The sequence below is a fragment of the Sulfurovum sp. TSL1 genome (assembly GCF_019972135.1).
Classification (GTDB): domain Bacteria; phylum Campylobacterota; class Campylobacteria; order Campylobacterales; family Sulfurovaceae; genus Sulfurovum.
Genome location: NZ_BPFI01000004.1, coordinates 15,829 through 40,365 on the forward strand (window position 1 = coordinate 15,829; position 24,537 = coordinate 40,365).

19 protein-coding genes are annotated in these 24,537 nt (G+C 40.9%); 16 read left to right on the forward strand and 3 right to left on the reverse strand.

Annotated features, from left to right (window positions below):
* Positions 1 to 145: 145 nt before the first annotated feature.
* The 7 genes from LDM98_RS11230 to efp all read left to right on the forward strand — a co-directional run bounded on the left by LDM98_RS11230 (position 146) and on the right by efp (position 9,991).
* Complete coding sequence (locus tag LDM98_RS11230; protein ID WP_223899505.1) at positions 146 to 1,798, forward strand: 30S ribosomal protein S1; 1,653 nt, start codon at positions 146 to 148, stop codon at positions 1,796 to 1,798.
* A 165-nt stretch (positions 1,799 to 1,963) separates the two neighbouring features.
* A complete protein-coding gene (gene serA / locus LDM98_RS11235) occupies positions 1,964 to 3,553 on the forward strand; it encodes a phosphoglycerate dehydrogenase (RefSeq protein ID WP_223899506.1) in 1,590 nt (529 codons plus the stop codon).
* A gap of 220 nt (positions 3,554 to 3,773) precedes the next feature.
* Positions 3,774 to 5,156: a TolC family protein gene (locus LDM98_RS11240; RefSeq protein WP_223899507.1), complete on the forward strand. Its 1,383-nt coding sequence runs from the start codon at positions 3,774 to 3,776 to the stop codon at positions 5,154 to 5,156.
* Entirely contained in the window at positions 5,153 to 5,953 is an 801-nt protein-coding gene (locus LDM98_RS11245; protein WP_223899508.1) for an efflux RND transporter periplasmic adaptor subunit, read from the forward strand. The genes LDM98_RS11240 and LDM98_RS11245 overlap by 4 nt, the downstream gene beginning before the upstream one ends.
* 6 nt (positions 5,954 to 5,959) lie before the next feature.
* Positions 5,960 to 7,618 (forward strand): efflux RND transporter permease subunit, encoded by a 1,659-nt coding sequence (locus LDM98_RS11800; RefSeq protein ID WP_255593537.1) that lies wholly within the window; start codon positions 5,960 to 5,962, stop codon positions 7,616 to 7,618.
* Positions 7,615 to 9,339: an efflux RND transporter permease subunit gene (locus LDM98_RS11805; RefSeq protein ID WP_255593538.1), complete on the forward strand. Its 1,725-nt coding sequence runs from the start codon at positions 7,615 to 7,617 to the stop codon at positions 9,337 to 9,339. Before LDM98_RS11800 ends, LDM98_RS11805 begins: the two co-directional genes overlap by 4 nt.
* 85 nt (positions 9,340 to 9,424) lie before the next feature.
* The gene (gene efp / locus LDM98_RS11255) at positions 9,425 to 9,991 is read left to right on the forward strand and encodes an elongation factor P (RefSeq protein ID WP_223899509.1); all 567 of its coding nucleotides are present in this window, start codon (positions 9,425 to 9,427) and stop codon (positions 9,989 to 9,991) included.
* A 368-nt stretch (positions 9,992 to 10,359) separates the two neighbouring features.
* On the opposite strand, the gene LDM98_RS11260 is transcribed toward efp, so the two are convergent.
* Positions 10,360 to 10,554: a hypothetical protein gene (locus tag LDM98_RS11260; protein WP_223899510.1), complete on the reverse strand. Its 195-nt coding sequence runs from the start codon at positions 10,552 to 10,554 to the stop codon at positions 10,360 to 10,362.
* 256 nt (positions 10,555 to 10,810) lie between these two features.
* Between LDM98_RS11260 and LDM98_RS11265 the strand changes: the two genes are divergently transcribed.
* Entirely contained in the window at positions 10,811 to 11,371 is a 561-nt protein-coding gene (locus LDM98_RS11265; RefSeq protein ID WP_223899511.1) for a DJ-1 family glyoxalase III, read from the forward strand.
* A 71-nt stretch (positions 11,372 to 11,442) separates the two neighbouring features.
* Here the strand turns inward: LDM98_RS11265 and LDM98_RS11270 are convergent, their stop codons facing one another.
* Positions 11,443 to 12,588: a hypothetical protein gene (locus LDM98_RS11270; protein WP_223899512.1), complete on the reverse strand. Its 1,146-nt coding sequence runs from the start codon at positions 12,586 to 12,588 to the stop codon at positions 11,443 to 11,445.
* Positions 12,589 to 12,597: 9 nt separating this feature from the next.
* Positions 12,598 to 13,743, reverse strand: coding sequence for a hypothetical protein (locus LDM98_RS11275; RefSeq protein ID WP_223899513.1), 1,146 nt, complete (start codon positions 13,741 to 13,743; stop codon positions 12,598 to 12,600).
* A 234-nt stretch (positions 13,744 to 13,977) separates the two neighbouring features.
* Here LDM98_RS11275 and dnaE point away from each other — a divergent pair, with 234 nt between their 5' ends.
* The 8 genes from dnaE to LDM98_RS11315 all read left to right on the forward strand — a co-directional run bounded on the left by dnaE (position 13,978) and on the right by LDM98_RS11315 (position 24,503).
* Positions 13,978 to 17,547 (forward strand): DNA polymerase III subunit alpha, encoded by a 3,570-nt coding sequence (gene dnaE, locus LDM98_RS11280; RefSeq protein WP_223899514.1) that lies wholly within the window; start codon positions 13,978 to 13,980, stop codon positions 17,545 to 17,547.
* A 41-nt stretch (positions 17,548 to 17,588) separates the two neighbouring features.
* Positions 17,589 to 18,281, forward strand: coding sequence for a rhodanese-like domain-containing protein (locus tag LDM98_RS11285; protein WP_223899515.1), 693 nt, complete (start codon positions 17,589 to 17,591; stop codon positions 18,279 to 18,281).
* Between the two features lie 137 nt (positions 18,282 to 18,418).
* A complete protein-coding gene (locus tag LDM98_RS11290; RefSeq protein ID WP_223899516.1) occupies positions 18,419 to 19,027 on the forward strand; it encodes a DUF302 domain-containing protein in 609 nt (202 codons plus the stop codon).
* A 29-nt stretch (positions 19,028 to 19,056) separates the two neighbouring features.
* Positions 19,057 to 19,503: a hypothetical protein gene (locus tag LDM98_RS11295; RefSeq protein ID WP_223899517.1), complete on the forward strand. Its 447-nt coding sequence runs from the start codon at positions 19,057 to 19,059 to the stop codon at positions 19,501 to 19,503.
* A 169-nt stretch (positions 19,504 to 19,672) separates the two neighbouring features.
* A complete protein-coding gene (locus tag LDM98_RS11300; RefSeq protein WP_223899518.1) occupies positions 19,673 to 21,856 on the forward strand; it encodes an NADP-dependent isocitrate dehydrogenase in 2,184 nt (727 codons plus the stop codon).
* 265 nt (positions 21,857 to 22,121) lie between these two features.
* A complete protein-coding gene (mdh, locus tag LDM98_RS11305) occupies positions 22,122 to 23,075 on the forward strand; it encodes a malate dehydrogenase (RefSeq protein ID WP_223899519.1) in 954 nt (317 codons plus the stop codon).
* A 9-nt stretch (positions 23,076 to 23,084) separates the two neighbouring features.
* Complete coding sequence (locus tag LDM98_RS11310; RefSeq protein WP_223899520.1) at positions 23,085 to 23,936, forward strand: fumarate hydratase; 852 nt, start codon at positions 23,085 to 23,087, stop codon at positions 23,934 to 23,936.
* Positions 23,937 to 23,945: 9 nt separating this feature from the next.
* The gene (locus LDM98_RS11315; protein WP_223899521.1) at positions 23,946 to 24,503 is read left to right on the forward strand and encodes a Fe-S-containing hydro-lyase; all 558 of its coding nucleotides are present in this window, start codon (positions 23,946 to 23,948) and stop codon (positions 24,501 to 24,503) included.
* Positions 24,504 to 24,537 lie beyond the last annotated feature (34 nt).

Here is a 24,537-nt window from a genome sequence, read left to right on the forward strand (position 1 = left end):
ACAGACATCCCTAAGTAGCAAGGAATGTAGGCAAAGAGCCTATATTCGCCTGCTATGGATACAGGGTGTGACACTTTCCCCTATAAGCCATATTTATGGTTAAAATAGTATAATAACGCAAAATTAGGCACACATAAGGATAGGTATGAAGTTCGAAGATATCGAAATAGAAGATGTAGATTTTGAGGCGATGCTTGAGGAATCGTTTAAAAAATCAGAGTCAAAAAGTGATTTGGTTACAGGTACAGTTGTTAAAATAGATGAAAAAGATAATATATCGGTCATCGACATTGGTGGTGGTAGAGATGCAACACTTTCACTTGATGAGCTAAGAGATGAAGAGGGTAACATCACGTTTAAGGTAGGTGATACAATCGACGTTGTGAACCTTGGAAGAGGTCGTATTTCTCATAAAGCTGCATTAAGCAGAGTGGCATTGAATGAATTTATCGCTGAGTATGATGAAGACCAAGAGTATATCATCGAAGGTGTTATCACGAAAACAAACAAAGGTGGTTATGTTGTGGACTGTGACGGTCTGGAATTCTTCATGCCACGTACACTCTCTTACCTTTCTTCAAAAGTGGATCCTACAGGTAAAAAAGTAAAAGCGGTTATCGTAAAAGTAGATAAAGATAAAGGTTCAGTGGTTGTTTCCAGAAAAGAACTGATCGAACGTGACAAAGCAAAAACTGATGAGATCGTTGCTGAACTTCTTGAGAAAAAAGAACCGGTAGTCGGTACGATCAAGAAGATCACTTCTTACGGTATGTTCGTAGATGTTGGCGGTATTGATGGTCTTGTCCACTACTCTCAGATCTCTCACAAAGGGCCGGTGAACCCATCTAAGTATTTCTCTGAAGGTGATCAGGTAAATGTGATCGCTTTAGATTATGACAAAAAGAAAAGACACCTTTCATTGTCTATTAAAGATGCAAACCCTGATCCTTGGGCAGATATTGATTCAATTATCGGTGTGGGTGATACAGTGACTGCTACAGTTTCCAACATTGAACCTTATGGTGTATTTGTTGACCTCGGTGAAGATCTTGAAGCATTCCTTCATGTATCTGAGATCTCTTGGGATAAAAATGTGAAACACCCGAAAGATTACCTTGAACTTAATTCAGAGATCAATGTTGAAGTGATCGAAATCGACAAAGAGGGTAGAAGATTAAGAGTGAGCCTTAAAAATCTTCTTCCTAAACCTATGGACGCATTTACAGCTGAACATAAAGTAGGTGATGTAGTCACCGGTACAGTCACATCGATCACTGATTTCGGTGCATTTGTAAAAGTAGGTACAGTGGAAGGTCTTCTTCACAATCAAGAGATATCTTGGGACAAAGCTAAGAATGCAAAATCTGAACTCAAAGTGGGTGATGAAGTTGAAGTGAAGATCATCAAAATTGACAGAGATGCAGGTAAGATCTCATTGAGTAAAAAAGCACTCGAAGATTCACCGGTAAAAGCATTTGCACAAACGCATAAAAATGGTTCTATCGTAACAGGAACTGTCAAAGATAAAAAAGATTTCGGTGTGTTTATTTCACTTGAAGACAACATCGATGCACTTATCAGAACAGAAGATCTTCATCCGCTTAAATTTGACGAGGTCGAAAAAGGTCAGGAGATCAAAGGTGTGATCAGCTTTATCGATCCTGACAACGACAGAATCAGAGTTTCTGTAAAAAGACTTGAGCGCCAGGAAGAGAGAGATGCAATGGAGCAGCTTAATCTCGAGCAAGATGACAGCATGACCCTTGGTGATGCATTTGGTGATAAGTTTAAAAAATAATTCTAAAATAAAGTTTTAAATTCTCAAAATAAGGGATGTGTACTTGAACACATCTCCTTCATTTTGATTCCTAATATTGAGTTGCCTTCAGTAGGTGGTTCATACGATTCATCGTATCCTCCCGTACTTTATGGTGCTTAAATTTCACAAAATAAAGGTTATAAGATGTCAAAAAAGACGATTGTTGTTTGTGACCATATCCACCAGGATGGATTGGATATTCTTGCTAACGATAGTGAAATAGAATTTATCAATGCAGCAGATGAGCCTAAAGACAAGCTTCTTGCCGAGTTCATCCCTTTAGCAGATGTTGCTATCACGCGTTCTTCTACAGACGTTGATGAAGCGTTTTTGGCACAAGCTAAAAAAGTAACAGCAGTAGTACGTGCCGGTGTGGGTGTGGATAACGTAGATATCCCTGGATCAAGTAAACAAGGTATCGTTGTGATGAACGTGCCTACGGCAAATACGATAGCAGCGGTGGAACTTACGATGACGCATATGCTTTCATGTGTCAGACAATTTCCTTATGCGCATAACAACCTTAAGCTCGATCGCGTATGGAGAAGACAGGACTGGTACGGTACGGAACTCAAAGATAAAAAACTCGGTGTGATCGGTTTTGGTAACATCGGTTCACGTGTGGGAAAAAGAGCGAAAGCATTTGAAATGGATGTGATTGCCTATGATCCATACATTGATTCAAGTAAAGCAACAGATCTTGATATCGGGTATACGAAGAATTTTGAAGATATTTTGGCATGTGACATCATTACGATCCATACACCTAAAAACAGTGAAACGATCGGTATGATTGGTAAAGATGAAATAGCGAAGATGAAAGACGGTGTGATCCTTATTAACTGTGCTAGAGGTGGCCTTTATGATGAAGATGCACTCTTAGAAGGTCTGACTTCCGGTAAGATCGCCATGGCCGGTATCGACGTGTTTAACAAAGAGCCTGCTACGGACCATCCGCTTCTTGATCTTGATAATGTAACTGTGACACCTCACCTTGGTGCCAATACAAAAGAATCTCAAAAAAACATTGCGATCCAGGCAGCTGAAAATGCGATCGCAGCGGCCAAAGGTATTTCATACCCGAATGCACTCAATTTGCCTATTAAAGAACATGAACTGCCTGATTTTGTAAGACCGTACCTTGAACTTATACAAAAAATAGGTCATTTGTCTGCACAGATCACAAAAAGTGCTGTGAAGTCTATTAAAGTGAGTGCAGCAGGTCCTGTGGCCGATCATTTGGAATCTATGGGAACTTTTGCAACGGTAGGTGTGCTTACAGAGTCTTTAGGTGACCAGATAAATTATGTCAATGCGGAATTCGTTGCAGATGAACGTGATATAGAGCTCACCAAGGAAGTGAAGCCGAATAACAGCGGATTTACCAATAAAGTAGGTGTCAAACTGACAACAGCTGCGGGAACCATTTCTATCGCAGGTACTGTATTTGATGACACTGAACAACGTATTATTGAGATCGACGATTATATCCTGGATGTTGATCCAAAAGGAACCATGATCTTCTTTAGAAATACAGATACTCCGGGTGTGATCGGTGATGTAGGTAGGATCATAGCAGAGAACGGTCTGAATATATCTGACTTTAGACTGGGACGTGACAGCAAGAAACAAGCACTTGCTGTTGTACGTGTGGACGGTCAAGTCAAGAAAGCACTTCTCGAACAACTTGCTTCACTGGAAGCATGTATCAGCGTTGCGCACGCAACACTTTAAAAACTAAGTGGGTCCTCCACTTAGTCTCTTTTCCCTCTCCTTTTTATTTATAGATACGCGATTCCCTGCACTTTCACCCGATAGGGGCTTGATTTAAATATATTAATTATTGTATAATCTTATGTATATTATAATACTAACTTATTTTATTTTTGATTGTGGTAATCATGTGCTACTTTAGTTATAATATAGGAAATCTTGGATAAATGGAGTCTCTCTTATGAAAAAATATCTCATTTTTCTTGTGGCATGGCCCTTATTTGCCGGTTTAGAGAATCTGGGCATCGATCAGGCTATTTCCATGCTCAAAAACAAGAATCTGGAATTAAGAATTTCCCATTTCAATGAACAGATGAAAGCCTATGAAACTGCTGCTGCCAAAGGGAATCATTATGGAAAACTGGATGTGTCAGTTTCAGGGATGCGATCCAACGATGCGGGGAATGTATTTGGATTTAAGTTACAAAGCAGAGAGGCTACATTTGGAGATTTTGGTGCCGAAGAATTTGTGATTAATTCTACTGCATGTCAAAATGGAGATAATCAAGCATGTAGTGATATGTTTAATAAGCCTCCAAGTGCTTTGAATTACCCGGAAGCAAGAAATCATTATCAGACAAAAATTTCCTATATGCTGCCACTCTATACGGGTGGAAAACTTTCAGAGTATGGACGTATCACAGAAGCCATGCAGCGTATGAGCCAATGGGATACACAAAAATTGATGAATGAAAAGATATTTCAGACGAAAAAAGCATTCTATGATATCTCGTTGGTAGAGAACTATATCGTAAATCTTTCCAAGATCATTCAAAACATCAGCCGTTTGGAAACGATCGTCAAAAGTATGGGCGAAGAAGGGTACGCACAGGCGATTGATCTGCTTGAAGTTCAGGCCCGTAAGGCAGAGGCAGAGAGCATGTACAACCAAGCCAAACTCAACAAAGACCTTGCTTACCAATTTCTTTCATTTTTATTGAACACGGAAGTCAGTTCCATCAAGAAGGTCAGTGAAATGGCACCTCTACCTGAGGTGAACACTGCAGCGGTAGAAAATCATAATATAGATATACAAAAAGCACTCTTGGGGTTGCAGATCAGTGAAATGGCAGTCAACGTTGAAAAAGCAAATTATTTACCTACGATCGGTGCCTTTGGGGAGTATGGAAGTGCAGATGATGAAATGTGGAATGAATTCAGGGACAAAGACGCTTACACGGTTGGGATCCAGTTGAAGTGGAATATATTCAATGGCGGAATCGATGCAGCAAATCTTGAAAAAGCAAAAGTGAATCATCTTAAAGTGCAAAATGAAGTTTCACTGGCAAAATCCGGTATTGCGTTGAAAGTCAAAAAGCTTGAAACGGAGATCCTGAGCAGGAATGCAGATGTAAAGAGTTACCAAAAACAACTCAGTTTTGCAAGAAAAGTCTATGAAAACTACCGTTCAAGATACCAGGAGGGTATTGTTTCTATTTCAGATGTACTGATGAAGCAATCCAAAGAGCTGGAAGTATTGCTCAAGTTGCTTACGTTAAAGAATGAACGTAATACCAAGATATTTGAGCTTAACAGTATCTTGAACAGAGGAGGAAATGTATGAATCACTTTATGAGGCTAATCGTTTTGGTATTGCTGGTCACATCCGCGAATGCTATAGAGATCGAATTAAGCGGTTCTGTTATTTCTGATAATCAAAAGATACTCACCAGCCGCTATATGGGGTATGTAAAACATATGGCCGTATCCGAGGGTGACATTGTGAAGAAGGGGCAACTGCTTTATGAGATCGATTCAAAAGAGATAGAGTCTGCAGAGAGACAGGTGGACCTGGCCATTTCACAAGCAAGACTTTCTCTACAGATGAATGAAAATCAATATAATAATGTGCTGACCAACCTTGCAAGGCATGAAAGACTCTATGAGAAGAAAATGGTTTCCAAGTATGAATACGAAATGCTGCAGCTTTCTGCCAAAAATCTGAAAGATATGGTTGCCATTGCCGAACAACAGGTGAAACAGGCATTGGCCAAAAAAGATGAAGTATTGAACCAGTACAATTATTTGAAGATCCATGCACCCAATGACGGTGTCATCGTCGATAAGCGTCTCAATGAAGGAGAGATGGCGATTCCCGGTATGCCGGCAGTCATCTTAACAGACCTGAGCAATTTGAGTATCGTAGCAGAACTGAGTGAAACACAGTTAAAGTACATCAATTTAGGTAAAAAGGTTGACATAGAGATACCTTCCATCGGTTTCAGCACGGTGGGTGAAATAAGTTCGATCATCCCAAGTTCAAACCCTATGACCCACAAATTCAAGATCAAAATGAAATTTGATCGCAAGGGAAGTGCTTCCGTTTATCCTGGTATGTATGCCAAGATCATGATCAAGTAGGCATAGATGGAACATACACAAGCGTATAAAATAGTCAATATAGCAGGAAGACTCGCACAAAGTTTTTTACGTAACCCCTTAACGATAGTTCTGGGTGCAATGTTACTCCTTATCGGATATATGGCGCTTACGACAATGCCCAGAGAAGAGGATCCGCAAATTGCTATATCCGGCGGTGCCGTGATCGTTGCGATGCCGGGTGCTACACCTCAAGAGGTAGAAAATGTCATTGTCAATCCATTAGAACGCAAACTGCGTGAAATACATGGGATCGAGCATATCTATGGCATGGCGATGGAGAACGTAGGAGTTGTGAATGTTATGTACTATATTGGTGAAAACAGGGAAGATTCAAATTTAAAGCTTTATGACAAAGTCATGCAGAATATGGATCTAATGCCTAAGGGTGTCATGCAGCCCAGTGTCAAACCTTTTGATATTGATATTGATATCCCGATCGTCACTGTGGCATTCTATCCAAAAACAAAAAGCACTATAGACGAAGTCGAACTTTTTAAAACGGTCAGAAAGGTCCAGCAAAAAATAAATGCTGTTGACAATGTGGCGAAAACATTGCTCAAAGGTGAGAGAAAAGCACAATATAATATTGAGGTTGATATGGGGAAACTCTCAGCCTATCATCTCTCTTTGGGGCAGATCATGCAGGCGGTACAATCTCTGGCTGTTTCCGTACCTGATGTAAAAGGTAGAACGAGAGAGAATCACTTAGTGGTGTTTGGTGTCAAAAATGCCATTGAAAGTGTCGATGATGTGGGGGATGTGATCGTGGCACAGTATATGGGGTCACCTATATACCTCAAAGATGTTGCCAAGGTAACCGAGGGAGTTGATATCCAAAACTTTCAAACAGCGAAGATCTTATTAAAAGAAGAAAAGGGTCAGGAAAACAGCGTAGATCATGCATCGTCATCCTTAAAACAAAGTATGAGTGAAGAGAAAAATCAAATTACACTCACCGTTGCAAAACTTGCCGGTACCAATGCTGTGTTTGTGGCTGAAGATGTGCTGGATGTGCTCAAAGGGTATGAAGCTGAGTTTGAAAGATTAGGTATAGGGTGCCTGATCACAAGAAACTATGGTGTACGGGCAAATGAAGCAGTCACTGAACTGATGCATCATTTGATCATTACGATCGTGATCATTGCTTTAATGCTGGTGTTTGCTTTGGGTTGGAGAGAGTCGATCATTGTAACCTTTACCGTACCTGCCATTTTGGCAGTGACACTCTTTACGGCATGGATGACAGGGCAGACGATGAACAGGATCACACTCTTCGCACTCTTGTTGTCCCTGGGATTGCTTGTAGATGCTGCGATTATCGTGATTGAAAACATTCACAGACATTTACATAGCCATGGGGTTGAAAGCAAAGAGATGGATGCACTATTGGTTGAGGCAACGGATGAGATCGGTGCACCGACAAATATAGCAACATTGGCGATCATCCTAACGATGGTTCCTATGGCATTTGTTGGCGGTATGATGGGGTCCTTTATGAAACCTATACCCTATAATGTACCCGTAGCACTGGTCGCTTCATTGTTTGTAGCCTATATCTTTACGCCTTATTTGAGTTTAAAGTTATTGAAAAAACCAGAGCATGGCAAGCATGATACACCGGATGATGAAGGATCGAAAGAATGAAAAAACTTGAAAGTTTTATTTATGATATTCTTGATAATAAATCAAAGAAAAAACTGGTGATCGTTTTAACAGCTGCAGCATTTTTCTTGGCGCTTTTAATGTTCCCGACTAAATTGGTACTGGCAAAAATGTTGCCGGGAAAAAGTGATAATACATTTTCTATTTATATTGATACGCCTACAGGTTCCTCTATCGAACAGACCAAAGCGGTGAGTGACTGCGTGATCGATTTCCTCAAACAAGAAGATGAAGTGCTGAATATAGAGCTTTTCCTGGGACAGGGTATTCCGCTTGATTATGCAGGTCTGGTCAAAGGTGCGAGTATGAAACGTACTGAAAATGTTTCAGAAATAGCTGTGAACCTCACGGATAAACATCATCGTGAAGAACCTTCATTCCTTATGGTACAACGCTTAAGACCTAAGATACAGAAAGGATGTACTTCTTTAACAAAAGGTACGAATATTAAATTCATAGAGCAGCCATCCGGACCTCCGACCATGGCATCCATCGTGGTTGAAGTACATGGTGATGACCTACAAAAAATAAGATCTCTTGCTGCGGATGTAGCAGATGTGTTATCCCAAACAGAAGGATTGGTCGATATTGATCTTATGGCAGATGAACAATATGAAAAATATGAATTGATACCTGACAAAGATAAAATTGCCAGAAGCGGTTTAGGCGTGGACCAGGTGAACAATATCATCTATCTTGCTTTTGAGGGGAGGGTCATAGCACATAAGAACTCTCAAAATTCACCCGACCAGATACCTATATTTTTGGTATTGGATAATAACAGTAAAAAATTACCTGTCTCAAATGAAGATACATTGCAAAGCAAACTCTCATCATTGAACTTAATGAATAAGCAGGGTATGATGGTTCCCGTGAGTGAAGTCGTGACGATCCGTAAAGTGATGTCAAATCCTATGATCATGCACAAAAATCTTTCTCGTATGGTGAATGTGATCGCTGAAACCGATATGGTTTCACAGGTATATCCTCTTTTGGAAGCGCGCAGTATGATGCTTGAAAAATTTGAAAAAGAGTATGTTATTACTACCGCCGGATTATCAACGCATATGTTTGATTTTACTTTGGAAGACAAACAGACACATGAAAGATTCCTCATCTCCTGGGACGGTGAAATGAAAGTGACCCTTGATACTTTCAGGGATCTGGGTGCAGCTTTTATCGCTGCTTTGATACTTATCTTCTTGTTGCTGGTCATTTACTATAAGAGTTTTGCCATCAGCGGTATAGTGCTGTTAGGTTCATTCCTCTCTCTTATAGGAGTGATCGTAGGACACTGGGTTGCAAACTGGTTCACTTCTGAGACCTTCTTCCTGACCGCTACTTCGCTTATCGGTTTTATCGCTCTGATAGGTATAAGTTCGAGAAACTCACTGCTTCTTATCGATTTTGCAAAATCTTTGATGGAGATAGAGGGTATCAAAAAACGTAGAGCTATAGCGATCGCAGCAGCAACCAGGGCAAAACCTATTGCTTTGACCGCCGTGGCGATTATTCTGGGTTCTGCTCTGCTTGCAGGGGATCCGGTGTTCGGCGGACTTGGTGTTTCACTTATTTCAGGTACGGTTGCAGCGGTATTTGTTTCACTTCTTTTTATTCCTGTACTGATGGATAATGCAAAAGCGATGGATTTTGAACCCGTAGGCCATTCTGAGGAACCTCATAATATTTCCATCACCAAGTGATCCTCTTTTGGCACCTATTTAGGGTGCCACTACAATTTTTTACCAAGCATTTGCTATAATCACTCATAATTTTTAAGGAGCTACAATGGCTACAATTGGAATGGGTGATATCAAAAAAGGTACAAGACTCGAGATTACAGGAAACCCGTATAAGGTGACAGATTTTCAGCATGTGAAACCAGGTAAAGGTGCAGCATTCGTACGTATGAAGATCAAAAACCTTGCTACGGGAAAAACGATCGAAAAGACCGTACATGCAGGTGATAAATTTGAGGTACCGGAACTTGAACAAAAAACGATGCAATATCTGTATGATGATGGTGAGATGCTTCAATTCATGGATACAACAACGTTTGAACAGATCGGGCTTACACATGAACAGGTAGGTAAAGATACATTTGATTTTATGATAGACGGTATGGAAGCGGAAGTCCTGTTCCATGGAGGCCAAGCGATCTCCGTTGAGATACCGCAAACCGTTGTACTTAAAATAGTAGAAACACCGCCTAACTTCAAAGGGGACTCACAAGGTGGGAAAAAACCGGCTACGCTTGAAAGCGGTGCTGTAGTACAAGTGCCTTTCCATGTGCTTGAAGGTGAAATGATCAAAGTGGATACGGTTGAGGGTAAATATTTGGAGAAAGCCAAATAAACAGTTTCCAGCCTTCATCTGAAAACCTCCTTGACACTGTGTCACCATCCAAAGGTGTATCTTTTGGATGGTTCTCTCACATATTGTTATCCTTCTTCAATACTTTTTAAAAATCATCTATCAATAGTTCTTGTAGGCGAGTCATATATTTGTATCAACCTAGGCATATAGACTATGAAGTATATAGTTTGGCGTTAAATATGTATAAAGTTGTTCATCTACATTACAAGAATAGTTGGGATTAGAATAGAAAATAGAGAGAAAGATATTTTTTTGATGCAGTGTTCAATACTGCCAAAACTGAGGGGGCAAAGAAAATATAAGAAAGTAAAGCCTTCTTATATCTGAATCTTCTACCGCACTGATGCTTAACTGTGTGTAGAGGTAGATGCCTCAGTTGTTTTAGACTCAGCAGAAGCTTTCACTGATGTCTCTTGAGAATCTTTAGTGAGTGTGAGTGCAGCCTGTTTCATATCTTCGAACATCTCTCCAAAGCTAAAGTCTGCTTGTACATTTGTTAATAAAGCCGTGAATGCTACTGCTGTAACGATGATTTTTTTCATATGTGTAACCTTTTTTATAAATTATTTATAAATACTATCCATTATTATTTTATATGTATCTTAAAATTAAAGAATAATTATAATTTTTATGAATATAATATTATTATCTAATAACTATATTAACTTGAAACTATATGTAATGACCATGGCTGATCATATCGGACTTGATATTATGGTTTACTAATAGCTAAGTGGTTATAATCATGACATTACAGCGTTCTTTTAGAATGGTACAGCGCTAAGAAAAGGATGACATATGGCAAGTGTATTACTACCTATAGCAAAAGGTTTTGAAGAACTGGAAGCGGTTGCTCTCATTGATGTGATGCGCCGCGGGGGAATAGAGGTGCGTGTCGCATATTTGGAAGATGAACTGCAGGGTAACTTGGTCCTGGGAGCAAACGGGATCACACTGCAGGCTGATACTTCTATCAAAAATGTGATCAGTGATGACTTTGATATGATGGTGCTTCCAGGCGGTTGGGGCGGAACACATGCCCTGGCTGAAAATGCAAGGGTGATAGAGCTCCTCCAGGAGTTCAAAGCCACAAAAGTGGTAGGGGCCATGTGTGCTGCACCTTTTGCACTTAAAAAAGCCGGTGTTTTAGGCAATGAATATACCTGCTACCCCGGGGCCAAAGATGAGATAGACCATCCCGGATACAGAGAAGATATGAAAGTGGTGACCGATGGGAATGTCATGACGTCACAGGGTCCGGGAACAGCTGTCTGTTTCGGGCTTGCGATTGTAGAACGGCTTGTAGGGAAAGAGAGTATGCAGGCGGTAAAAGAGGGTATGCTTTTAGGGTATTGCTAAAATGCGTGCCGCTGAAACACTCTGATGAAGCAGCTGGATGCTGCTTCTATCTGCCTTTTAATTGTTTTTCATTAATTATTAGCAGCAATGATGCTTAGAGCCAACTGTTGGGCAGCCAGAACAGAAGTTTGTGTTGCAGCGATATTGACGCTCTGCAGTTCCTGGGTAAGAAGGATCTGATCTGCTGCCAAACCTATATTATCAGCCATCAGAAGGATCTGGTCGGCCATTTCCAAAATATTGTTGGAAAGTTTGCCGATATCCGAAGAGAGGCTAAGCATACTCCCCATCGCATCAAGAAGTGTACTTTCTCTTGTGAAGAGTTGTGAAGCTTGGATGGCAGTCCCATAGCCATCCATCACGATACCTATTGAGTTCATAATGATGGAAACACTAACCAACTTGTTCAATGTATCTGAGTTGATATAGAGGGTATTTTGAACCATATCTGTATTGAACAACGCTTTAAACTGTTCCACCTGAGCCAGATAGGTATTGACATCTGTTTGCACATCTTCCAGTGCGTTGGCCATGTTCCAAGGATTGAGTGCAACCAAAGACATTTGGGCCAATAGGATATTCCCTTCGGTGATCAGTGTGTCCAAAGAAAGGTCATAACTGGCAGTTTCGATCACAGATACCAGGGCAAGTGTATTGGTCTGTGTCTGTAAGAGTGTGTTCTGGGTCAGTATCAGGTTCTCACTCTGGATGGCCTGTGTCTCCAGGATACGATCTGCCATCAGGCCGATATTGTCTGACATGATCAGTATATTGTCCGCCATTTCACCTATCCTGTCCGCCATTTCTCCGATATCACCTGAAAGCTGCAACATGGCTGCTATGGCGTCAGCAAGTATGAAAGCCTCTGTATTGGGTTGAAGCAGTGTAATTTCATCTGACAGAAGGGATGTTTGGTTGGAGAGTGACGCTGCAGATACAAAGAGATCCTCTGTAAGTGAGAGTGTCTCATTATCGAGTGTGATCGGTGAAGAAAAACCCTCATTCATAAGGGCGATTGCATTCACAATAGCTTTGGCTTGATCGTTCAGTGAGATCAAGGATGCACACATCGTATTTGAAGTCAGCTCTGCAGTAGAGATACTGCTGTTGAGTTCCAGCATAGAGGTGTGGATGTTGGCCAGGTCCGTTTTAAGGTCTGCTTGAAGTAATGATGCCGAGAATGCAAGAGCTGCAAAAAATTTAAGTATATGATTCATTTTTACTCCCTATAGTCCAAAGTTTTTGATCACAGTGATCATGATAGACTGCGACGTTAAAAGTGATGATTTTGTCAGTGCGACATTTGTCATCTGAATATTCTGTGTCGTGACAATGTTGTCTGACATCAGTCCGATATTGTCTGCCATAATGTAGATCTTATTGGTCATTTGCATGATACGGTCAGACATGACCCCTATATCTTTAGTGAGTTGAAGCATGGTGGCTGTCGCGTCAGAGAGGATAACGGTATCGGTTAAAGGTGCAAGCTGTTCGATCGTATGGGCATAATTTTCCAATGATGCACTGAGTGCACGATGTATCACTGAAAGGTCACCCAGCATGGTGAGCGTATCGGCATTGATATAATGGCTCATTTTCGCACTGTTGGTTACCATGAGATCCAAAAGGGTTGTCATGTTTCCTAAGAGGGTTGTTGTTTGTGATTGAATAGATGCAAGTTCATTTTGCATATTACTGTTTGTAAGGTTGGTTTGGTTCATCTCATTGGAGAGAAATTCTGTATTATTGATGATCTGTCCCAAGGTCAAATTATAGGCAATGGTAGAGAGTGAATCACTCAAAAGTACCATATTCTGCTGTGTGAGCAAAATAGAACTTTGTGTTGAAGCTATGTTTTGATTTTGAATCATTTGTGTCGTGATGATCCTGTCTGCCATCAGACCGATATTGTCAGCCATGATCAATATACGATCGGCCATTTCCAAAATACGGTCTGCCATTGCACCGATATCTTGAGAAAGTTGCAAGATAGCATTGAGTCCGGCACTGTATTCAAAAAGTTCAGCAGTCTCCGTGATCGTGTTTAACTCCATAGTTAAACGCACGGACTCAACACTCATATTTTGACTTAAAGAAGATAAAGTATCTAATACATCCATATCCGTATCGGTCACTGAAAAAGAAGACATAGTCTCTGTCATGTTCTGAATGGTTAAAGCATGATCCTCAATAGACTGATTCAAGGTTCTCAACTGTGCACATGAACCCTCTTGATTGAAAGTAAAATTTTCCAACGCACTGTTCAGTGTACTGGTTTGGTTTAGCAGGCTTTGCAGATCTGTATGTATATCTGCACGTAATGGCATACTGGCCAAGAGTATGACAGTAAAAAACTTTACAAAGTTTTTCATATGATTTCCTTTTATAAGTGAATATTTTAATATAAATAATTCGGGATTATACTAAATGATTCTTAAAGGTATATGTTATGAATATCATTAATTTAAGTTATAGTTTTATATTTCGGCAAAACAATGATAAAGTAGTCGTTTATACCAAATGGTCTGAGAAGAATAGTTGGTTATTTTCAATCCATTTTTACCTAAATTTTGTTATATTAGGCTCAATATTTCTAAAGGTCACATATGTCAGAAGAACCAAAAGTCAAACCCCAATTTACCCATTTGCATCTGCATACAGAATACTCACTGCTTGATGGCGCAAATAAGATCAAAGCACTTGCGAAAAAGATCAAAGAGCAGGGAATGACCTCTGTGGCTATGACAGACCATGGCAATATGTTCGGTACCATTGACTTTTATAATACCATGCGTAATGAGGGGATAAAACCGATCATCGGGATGGAGGCGTATGTACACAACCAGGCAGACCTTGGAGATAAATCTATACGACAGCGTTTTCACCTTTGTCTCTATGCTAAGAATGAAGTCGGTTATAAAAACCTGATGTACCTGAGTTCACGTGCATATATCGACGGGTTTTACTACTATCCCCGTATCAACTGGGATCTTCTTAAAGAGAACAGTGAAGGTCTTATCTGCTCTTCTGCCTGTTTGCAAGGGGAAGTCAACTGGCATATGAATCTTTCGGAGAGAAATGTGAAGTTTGGTGCCAAAGGGTATGAGGAGGCAAAAAAAGTTGCCTTGAAATATAAAGAGGTCTTTGGTGATGACTTTTATCTGGAACTGATGCGTCATGGTATCGGTGATCAGCATCGTATAGACAAGCAGATCATACAGCTTTCACAAGAGACCGGTATCAAGATTGTAGCGACCAATGATACGCACTATACAGAACAGAAAGATGCAGATGCCCATGAAGCATTTATGTGTATCGCAATGAACAAACTCTATGATGATCCTAACCGTCTGCGTCATTCGGTCCATGAGTTTTATGTGAAATCACCGGAGCAGATGGCAGAACTTTTTGCAGATATTCCTGAAGCCATTGAACATACACAGGAGATAGCGGATAAATGTAACCTGGAGATCAAGCTGGGTGATCCTACCCCGCCTAATTTCAAATTCGCTAGAGAACGTGCAGCAGAGTCAGGCATCAGTATGCCTGAACCGGACAAAGAGTATTCACTGGAGAACGACAAAATCCTTTTTATTGAAGAGTCTAAAAGAGGACTTGAAAATCGTCTTAAGATCGTCCCGGAAGAGAAGCATGAAGAGTACAGAGCCAGGCTCCAAGTGGAGATAGATATCATCAACAATATGAAGTTCCCGGGGTATATGCTGATCGTTTGGGATTTTGTGGATGCGGCGAAGCAGATGGGTATCCCGGTTGGACCCGGGCGTGGTTCTGCTGCCGGATCTCTTGTAGCCTATTCTTTGGGTATTACAGATATCGATCCTATGCCTTATGGACTGCTCTTTGAGCGTTTCTTGAATCCTGAACGTATCTCCATGCCGGATATCGATATGGACTTCTGTCAGGCACGTCGTCAAGAGATATTGGATTATGTGGTTGAAAAGTACGGACGGGTCAACGTGGCACAGATCATCACTTTTGGTAAATTATTGGCCAAAGGCGTGATCCGTGATGTGGCGCGTGTCCTTGATATGCCCTACTCCAAAGCAGATGCCATGGCGAAACTTATCCCGGATGAACTGGGGATAGATCTGAAAAATTCTTATGAAAAAGAACCTAAGATCAAAGAACTCCTAGAGAGTGATCCGCAGGCAAAACGTACCTGGGAGTATGCACTCGCGCTTGAAGGACTGAATCGTAATGCAGGAACACATGCTGCAGGTGTGGTTATCTCCAATGAACCGCTTTGGCAGAAAACCCCCCTGTTTAAACCTACAGGACTTGATACGCTTGCAACACAGTACAGTGGAAAATATGTAGAAGATGTGGATCTTATCAAGTTTGACTTTTTGGGACTCAAAACCCTTACCGTCATAGAAGAGGCACTGAAGCTTGTAGAGAAGAGACATGGCAAGCGTATCAATTTCGTCGAAGAGGACATTGAAGACAAAGAGGTCTATGACTATATCAGTACCGGTGAGACACTGGGATTGTTCCAGATAGAATCTGCCGGGATGCAGGACTTGGCCAAAAAACTGAAACCAAACGGTTTTGAGGATGTGATTGCGATGCTCGCACTTTACCGTCCTGGACCAATGGAGTCAGGGATGCTAGATGATTTTGTCGAGCGTAAGCACGGACGGGCAGAGATCACGTATGCTTTCCCTGAACTTGAACCTATCCTCAAACCAACCTATGGGGTCATCGTTTACCAGGAACAGGTGATGCAGATCGTGCAGACCATCGGTGGATTCAGTCTTGGGGGTGCGGACCTGGTACGTAGAGCGATGGGTAAGAAGATCAAAGAAGAGATGGATAAACTCAAAGGGCAGTTTGCCGATGGTGCTGCTAAAAAGGGCTTTGACAGAGAAAAAGCCGCAGATCTTTTTGATCTTATCGTAAAATTTGCAGGCTATGGTTTTAACAAATCCCACTCTGCTGCGTACGCGATGATCACCTTTTATACTTCTTATTTGAAGCATTATTATCCTACAGAGTTCATGGCGGCTATCCTGACACTCGAAAAGAACAATACAGACAAAGTGGTCAAATATGTAGATGAACTCAAACGTATGGGTATTCAACTTCTCCCGCCGGATATTAACCGTTCAGGGCTTGTATTTGAAGCGCGTAAGGTTGATGGTGATGAGGTCGTTATGTTTGGTATGGGTGCCATTAAAGGTGCAGGTGATATCGCCCTTAATACGATGCTTAAAGTGAGGAAAGAGGGAGAGTTCAAGGACTTTTCTGACTTTGTCTCACGTATTGATTCAAGTAAAGTAAACAAGAAAGTTATCGAGTCACTCATTAAAGCGGGTGCATTTGACAGCTTTGGCTACAGTCGTAAAGCGATGCTTTCACAGATAGAAGAGATCATAGAGACAGCGAAAAAAGCAGGGGATGCGAAGAAACAGGCAGTGGGTTCACTGTTTGGTGAGGCTGCAGAGATGACCTCTGTTACTTTAGAACTTTCTCACATGACAGAGTTTGAACCCATGGAAATTCTGGAGATGGAAAAAGAATCACTAGGTTTCTATGTTTCCGGTCATCCCCTGGATAAATACCGTGAAACACTGGATGAGATCAGCTACACACTTAGTTCAGAGATAGACGATCTAGCGGATGGATCACAGGCAATGTTCATCGGTAAAATAGAACATATCACCCAAAAGGTAAGCAAGAAAGGGAACAAGTTCGGTATCGCCAATATCATGGACCTGCACGGGAACATCGAACTGATGCTCTTTGAAAACCGTCTGAAAGAACTCGAAGAGGATTTTGATCTGAGCAAACCCATTGCTTTTAAAGTGAAGATCACCAAAGACGGTGACTTTACACGTATGAATATATTGAAAATTTCAAGTATGAAAGATGCGAAGAAGACGAAGGTCAAAGTAGAAAAAGAGGTGAAACATGTCGAAGAGCCTGTGCAGCCTCCGCTGATTCTCTCGCTTAACCTCATGCCTGATGCAAAAATAGTTGAAGAGTTGATGTGTCTGGTTGACAAATACCCTGGAAAACGTCCGTTAGAAGTTCATATCAAGTCGAAACTTGCAGATGTAGTTATAGAGTCAAAGTTAAAAGTGAGTGAACTTATTATGGAAGAGGCAAAAGAGCTTGGGGTTTATTTGGAGGAGCATTTAGCTGTCGAAGGATAAACTCATTCAACCAATATGTTTATAGTTCAAAAGGAAATAATATGCTCAAAAATATGTTAGTGATTCTATCTTTATTTACTTTCGCGTCTGCAGAACAAAATACAGCTATGATACATGCACATAGTATTGATATTAGCTACACTGCAGAAGATGGAAAAGTTAAAAAAACGACAATCGCCAGAGACTCAGACTTAAGATGTCGTAAGATACCTTTTAATGCAAGAGAGTATTGGGATGGCTCGTATGCCAGTAAAGATGTGGCAGAATATTGTAAAAAAACATTTATTACTGCTGCGGGAAAACTCTCTCCGATGAAGATGCATAAAGATATTGAAACTTTTGGAGAGCTTGAAGTATTGGAGTTTCTTGAAGAGATGCAGGATGACAAGGAAATGTTGTTCGTTGACAGCAGAAAAACACAATGGTTTAAAAGTTTGACCATACCTTCAGCTATCAATATACCTTTTATCTACTTTACCGAGCGAGACAAGTGGATTGAAGAGAAGAAAGAAGCACTCAAACGTTTTGGGGTTAAAGGTGACAAGGCATCTTATGATTTCTCAAAAGCTAAGACTATCCTATTCTTTTGTAATGGTGTTTGGTGCAGACAGTCACCACAAATGATAGAGGCTCTTTTAGAATTAGGATACCCACCGAAAAAGTTGAAGTGGTATCGGGGTGGCATGCAAAGTTGGTTGAGTGTCGGTATGACCTCTACTCGGACAGCAGAGTAACTAGTTAATCATAACTGATTTTAGGTAAAAATGATGCAAGCGTATTGCAAGTTGTCAATTAAGGTTATACCAGGCCTTTAATCTTCTTTTTATTAATATCTATTATAATAATCCCTTATTAACACTAAAGGACAAAAATGAAATTTATTAAAGGTTTGTTTACATTTGTAGGCGCAGTCGTTGTGATTGGTTTTATTTTCGCATTCGTGAAGTTTGATCTGGGTACAAAGGTCGGGCAGGTAAGTAAACTTGATCCTCAGGCGTTACCGGAGTACATGAAAATGTTTGATAAAGTACTCGAAACAGGAGATCCTGCTAAAGGGATGATCCGAAAAGTAAAAATGGTCATACCCGAAGGTATGACAAAACAAGAAGCATTTGAAAATGCTTTAGAGATCATGGATGAAACAGCAAGTGAATATGGTATGGCATTGGTAGACAGTAAAACGATGCCTAGACATGGAAAGCTGTTTAAAGATGGTGGGCTTCTTACGCATATTCGTTCCTATTGTTCTCCTTATATTGCAGATAAGTTTTTAGGACATTCTGCAGAGTTTATCGGTTTCATGCCATGTAGAATCGGTTTTGTAGAAGAGCCAAACGGAGATATCTATATTTATACGATGAGTATGGAACTGATGATAAGTGGCGGTTATACTTTATCACCTGACCTTTATGAACTCGCAAATGAAGTAAGAACAGGTATGTATACGATGATGGAAGATGCCGCTGCCGGAGAGTTTTAGCAGATGTGTACAGCTTTATCAGGAATTCTATGTCTGCGTTAGAAGATGAAAAAGCATTTACACTCTTAGAGCAAGCAGTCTATAGGGCTCAGGGGCTCCTTGAACAAACGAAGTATTTTCAACCTTTCTTGATGTTACTAAATGATGCGGGAGAGGTCGAACTTTTCGAAAATGAAGTGAAAGATACGACCGAGAGTTATGCGTTATTGGAAGATACATTAAAAAAACGTATCAAAGAGGGTGGTGTAGATGTCATGGTGTTGGCGGTGGATACACTCATACCTGAAAATTTTGTTCAAGATGTTCCAAGTGGTATACGTCTGCATTTAGAAGAAAAAAGTCAAATAGGCAAGAAGATCGCTGCAAGATTTCTCTACGTCCCCTATGAACTATGCAGGGCAGGTGAGGGTGAAATGTTCGTGAAACTCCACAGTCCGATACCGGTAGGTTTTCCTGCGGAATATATTGTAAGTTAAATGGCTGTATAATTCGAAGATACAGCTCATTTCAACTACATAAAGGCCCAAATTTGTGTAGTATAGAAACAAATAAATAATATAACTTTTTGATAACACCCCATTTCAATCCAATCATACTAAAATAGTGCTACAATCTCTCCATTAACAATCAAACTAAGGAACAGATATGTCAAACTTACCAAAAATCATATGGTCAAAAATCGATGAAGCACCGGCACTAGCTACGTATTCATTGTTACCAATCGTAAACGCGTTTACTCAGGCAGCAGGCGTAGAAGTTGTAGAGAGTGATATCTCATTGGCAGGAAGAGTACTTGCAGCTATGGGTTTAGCAGAAGATGAACTCTCTAAACTAGGTGAAGTGGTTTTACAACCAGACGGGAACATCATTAAACTTCCAAACATTTCAGCTTCTGCAGGTCAACTTAAAGATTGTATCGCTGAGCTTCAAGGTCAAGGTTACGATATCCCTAACTACCCTGAAAATCCAACAACGGATGAAGAGAAAGCGATTCAAGCTAAATATGCTACTTGTTTAGGTTCTGCTGTTAACCCGGTACTTAGAGAAGGAAACTCAGACAGACGTGCTGCAAAAGCTGTAAAAAGATTTGCACAAAACAACCCGCACAGACTTAAGCCTTTTGCTGAAAACTCAAAAGCATATGTTGCACACATGGAAGGTAAGGGAGATTTCTACGGAAACGAGAAATCTGTGACTATGGATAAAGCGCAAAAAGTGACTATTGCTTTTAACGGTAAAGAGTTAGCAACTATCGATGCACTTGCTGGTGAAGTACTTGATGGAACATTCATGTCAGTGGCTGCACTTAGAACATTCTATAAGCAAACGATCGAAGATGCAAAAGCAAAAGATCTTATCTGGTCACTTCACTTGAAAGCGACTATGATGAAGATCTCTGACCCTATCATGTTTGGTCACGGATTTGAGATCTTCTTTGCAGATGTATTCGCTAAATATGCAGACACATTTAAAGAAGTTGGTGTGAATCCAAACATGGGTATGTCAGACTTAGAGAAAAAGATCGCTGGTCATGCACAAGAAGCTGAGATCAAAGCAGCGTTCCAAGCAGTAGTTGATGCAGACGCTCCAAAGATCGCAATGGTTGATTCTGATAAAGGTCAAACAAACTTTAACGCATCTAACGATGTCATCATCGATGCTTCTATGCCTGTAGTAGTTAGAGAAGGTGGTAAACAGTGGGATAGAACAGGTGCTGCTCTTGAAACTGTAGCAGTTGTTCCTGATTCTACTTATGCAATGTTCCATGCTGAGATGGTAGCTGACTGTGTGAAGAACGGTCAATTCGATGTAGCGACAATGGGTACAATGCAGAATATCGGTCTTATGGCTCAAAAAGCTGAAGAGTACGGTTCTCACCCAACAACTTTCGAACTTGCTGAAGCAGGTAAAGTAACTGTAACTGCTGAAGATGGTACAGAATTGATGAGCTTTGATTGTGAAGCGGGTGATATCTGGAGAATGTCTAGAGCTAAAGATATCCCGATCAAAGACTGGATCAGACTTGCGTTTGAAAGAGGTCAGATCGAGCAGATCCCAGTTGTATTTTGGCTAGATGAGAACAGAGCGCACGATGCTCAGATGATCGCAAAAGTTAAAAAGTATATGCCAGAGTTCAACACTGAAGGTCTTGAGATTCACTTTATGGATATCACTTCTGCAACAAGATTTACTAACACAAGAATCAGAGAAGGGCTAAATACCATCGCTGTAACTGGTAACGTACTTAGAGACCACTTGACTGACATGTACCCGATCCTAGAGCTTGGTACTTCAGCTAAAATGCTTTCAATCGTTCCATTACTTGCAGGTGGTGGATTGTATGAAACCGGTGCGGGTGGATCTGCTCCTAAGCACGTGGATCAATTCCTTGCAGAGGGTCACTTAAGATGGGATTCACTTGGTGAGTTCTTGGCATTGGCTGAGTCATTGAGATTCATCGGTCAAAAACATGACGATGCTAAACTTAAAGCACTTACAGAAGCTTTAGATGAAGCAAACAACGGTTACCTTGACAACAGTAAAGAGCCAGGTAGAAAAGTAGGAGAGCCAGACAACAAAGCGTCTCACTTCTACCTTGCACAGTACTGGGCAGAGGCACTTGCAAACGGTTCAGACGCTGAACTGGCTGCGAAATTCGCTCCGGTTGCAGAAGCACTGAAAGAGAATGAAGCGAAGATCATGGAAGAGCTTCTTGCTGTTGAAGGTAAAGCTCAGGATGTTGGCGGATACTTCCACCCGAACGATGCGTTGGCAGCTAAGGCAATGAGACCATCTGCTACACTTAATGCGATTATTGACGCTATATAAGTAGTTAGCTATATAAGCATTGTACTTTTTTTGTACAATGCTCGTAGCCAAAATAAAACAAAATTGCGGTATTCTACGCATTTATCAGAACATGGTTCTGAACACTTCTTAATTATCTAGTGTAAAAAGATACTTTCGGCACGGGTGTGTCATTAAACATAGGGTTGATGTAAACCTCTTTTATCGCAAGGCATAATTGATAACAAAAGTTATGAGTTATGTTTTGCTCTGGGGTCCCCTATAGTTCTCACTTAAAAGGATTGTAATGGTAAAAAAAGGTAAAAAAGTAACGGTTATCGGTGCAGGAAATGTTGGAGCGACTGTAGCATTTATTCTTGCAATGAATGGTGCATGCCACCATGTTGTATTGAGAGATAGAAATACGGAGATCGCTAAAGGTAAAGCGTTGGATATGTCACAGGCAGCGAACGCGGCAAGATCACACACTATTGTCTCTGTTGCCGAAGATGCTTCGGGTATGGCAGGATCAGATGTGGTCGTGATCACGGCAGGAAGTCCTAGACTACCAGGAATGAGTAGAGATGATCTCCTTATGATCAATGCAGAGATCACAAAAGAAGTGGTTGCAGATGTAAAAAAATATGCACCTGACTCGATCATCATTATGGTTTCAAATCCTCTTGATGTAATGACCTATGTGGCATTGAAAGAATCAGGTTTTCCAAAAGAGAGAGTCGTTGGAATGGCAGGTATTTTGGATTCTGCAAGAATGGCACACTTTATTTTTGAAAAAATAGGTTACGGTGCAGGTCAGATACGTGCTTCTGTGATGGGTGGACACGGTGATGATATGGTACCACTACCAAAATTCTCAACGGTTGCAGGTGTACCGTTGGTAGACATTTTATCTGAGAAGGATATTTGTGAAGTGGTCGAAAGAACCAAGCATGGTGGAGCAGAAATAGTCGGTTATCTTAAAACGGGATCTGCATATTATGCACCGGCAAAATCCACAGCGATCATGGTCGAAGCTATCTTGAAAGACACAAAACAGATTCACTCTTGTGCTGTATATCTGGATGGTCATTACGGATATTCTGATGTGGTTTCAGGTGTACCTGTTGCACTGGGAGCAGGGGGTGTTGAAAAACTTTTTGAAATGACATTGAATGATGATCAAAAAGAAAGATTTGAAAAAAGTGTTGGTTCTGTAAGAAGTATGATCGATGTACTTAAAGAGAAGAATTTTTTTGGTTAAAGGGTATAGATGAGAGAAATTGAATTTGATGTTGTTGTAAAAGCAGTAAAAGATATGATCATGCATTGTGGTACAGATCTACCACAGGATACGTATGATGCACTCCAAGCTGCTATGGAGGCTGAAAAGTCACCAGTAAGTAAAGAGGTGATACGCCAAATACTTGAAAATGCCAACATCGCGAAAGATGAAAAGAGACCACTCTGTCAAGATACAGGTTTGGCAGTATTTTTTGTAAAGGTCGGTGAAGATGTGCGAATTAAAGGCGGTCTTTTAAAAGATGCGATCAACAAAGGAACAGAAGAGGGGTACACGGAAGGGTATCTAAGAGCTTCAACATGTGAACCGTTCAGTCGCTTGAATTTAAAAGATACCGTAGGATATAACCTTCCGGCTATTATCCATTTTGATATCGTTGAAGGAGATAAGATCGACATTGAATACGCTGCAAAAGGTGGTGGTTCAGAGAATGTTTCCCGTGCAAAAGTACTGCCTCCTGCAGCAGGGAAAGATGGCGTGGTTGAGTTTGTAAAAGAGGTGATCTCTGATGCAGGCGGAAACCCATGCCCTCCTATTACTGTGGGTGTGGGGATCGGCGGAACATTTGAAAGAGCAGTTATCTCCTCCAAACATGCACTTTTTAGAGATCTTGAAACAACACACGAAGACCCTGAGATGGCTGAACTCGAAGAGAGAATTTTAACTGAGATCAACCATCTTGGTATTGGTGCTATGGGTATGGGTGGAACGAAGACGGCATTGGCTGTACATATTGAGTCAAACCCTTGTCACATCGCGTCACTTCCTGTCTCTGTCAATGTTCAGTGTCACTCATCAAGACATACACATATCACGATATAAGAGGAAGGAATGGCTACGTATACATTAACAACACCACTCACTTCTGAAGATACAAAAAAACTTGTAGCTGGAGATACTGTTTTACTGAACGGTACTATATACACGGCTAGAGATGCTGCACATAAGAGACTTGTAGAGCTCATCGAAGCAGGTAAGGAACTTCCGTTTGATCTAGAAGGTTCTGTGATCTATTTTGTTGGTCCAACACCTCCTAAGCCAGGTGACCCGATCGGTAGTGCAGGTCCAACGACTTCTTATAGAATGGACTCTTATTCTCCAACGATGTTAAAGCATGGTTCAAAGGGAATGATCGGAAAAGGTAAAAGAAACCAGGAAGTAAAAGATGCGTGTGTTGCATATGATGGTATCTATTTTGGTGCTACAGGTGGAGCAGGTGCTTTACTTGGTAAACAGATCCGTTCAGCAGAAGTCATCGCGTATCCGGAACTTGGCCCGGAAGCTGTAAGAAAGATCACAGTCGAAGATTTTCCTGTCACTGTTGTCAATGATACCAAAGGTAATGATATCTATCAGATGGGCCGTGCACAGTACGAGGTTAAGGATTAAAATCCAATGCATTTGAAGGGCTAAACCTCGAATC

Bases quoted from the DNA above. Each gene is read 5' to 3' on its own strand.
- LDM98_RS11315 (WP_223899521.1), top strand. From the start codon at position 23,946: ATGGCTACGTATACATTAACAACACCACTCACTTCTGAAGATACAAAA.
- LDM98_RS11310 (WP_223899520.1), top strand. From the start codon at position 23,085: ATGAGAGAAATTGAATTTGATGTTGTTGTAAAAGCAGTAAAAGATATG.
- LDM98_RS11265 (WP_223899511.1), top strand. From the start codon at position 10,811: ATGGCAAGTGTATTACTACCTATAGCAAAAGGTTTTGAAGAACTGGAA.
- LDM98_RS11285 (WP_223899515.1), top strand. From the start codon at position 17,589: ATGCTCAAAAATATGTTAGTGATTCTATCTTTATTTACTTTCGCGTCT.
- dnaE (WP_223899514.1), top strand. From the start codon at position 13,978: ATGTCAGAAGAACCAAAAGTCAAACCCCAATTTACCCATTTGCATCTG.
- LDM98_RS11260 (WP_223899510.1), bottom strand. From the start codon at position 10,554: ATGAAAAAAATCATCGTTACAGCAGTAGCATTCACGGCTTTATTAACA.
- serA (WP_223899506.1), top strand. From the start codon at position 1,964: ATGTCAAAAAAGACGATTGTTGTTTGTGACCATATCCACCAGGATGGA.
- LDM98_RS11300 (WP_223899518.1), top strand. From the start codon at position 19,673: ATGTCAAACTTACCAAAAATCATATGGTCAAAAATCGATGAAGCACCG.
- LDM98_RS11270 (WP_223899512.1), bottom strand. From the start codon at position 12,588: ATGAATCATATACTTAAATTTTTTGCAGCTCTTGCATTCTCGGCATCA.
- LDM98_RS11805 (WP_255593538.1), top strand. From the start codon at position 7,615: ATGAAAAAACTTGAAAGTTTTATTTATGATATTCTTGATAATAAATCA.
- LDM98_RS11230 (WP_223899505.1), top strand. From the start codon at position 146: ATGAAGTTCGAAGATATCGAAATAGAAGATGTAGATTTTGAGGCGATG.
- efp (WP_223899509.1), top strand. From the start codon at position 9,425: ATGGCTACAATTGGAATGGGTGATATCAAAAAAGGTACAAGACTCGAG.
- LDM98_RS11275 (WP_223899513.1), bottom strand. From the start codon at position 13,743: ATGAAAAACTTTGTAAAGTTTTTTACTGTCATACTCTTGGCCAGTATG.
- mdh (WP_223899519.1), top strand. From the start codon at position 22,122: ATGGTAAAAAAAGGTAAAAAAGTAACGGTTATCGGTGCAGGAAATGTT.
- LDM98_RS11240 (WP_223899507.1), top strand. From the start codon at position 3,774: ATGAAAAAATATCTCATTTTTCTTGTGGCATGGCCCTTATTTGCCGGT.
- LDM98_RS11290 (WP_223899516.1), top strand. From the start codon at position 18,419: ATGAAATTTATTAAAGGTTTGTTTACATTTGTAGGCGCAGTCGTTGTG.
- LDM98_RS11295 (WP_223899517.1), top strand. From the start codon at position 19,057: ATGTCTGCGTTAGAAGATGAAAAAGCATTTACACTCTTAGAGCAAGCA.
- LDM98_RS11800 (WP_255593537.1), top strand. From the start codon at position 5,960: ATGGAACATACACAAGCGTATAAAATAGTCAATATAGCAGGAAGACTC.
- LDM98_RS11245 (WP_223899508.1), top strand. From the start codon at position 5,153: ATGAATCACTTTATGAGGCTAATCGTTTTGGTATTGCTGGTCACATCC.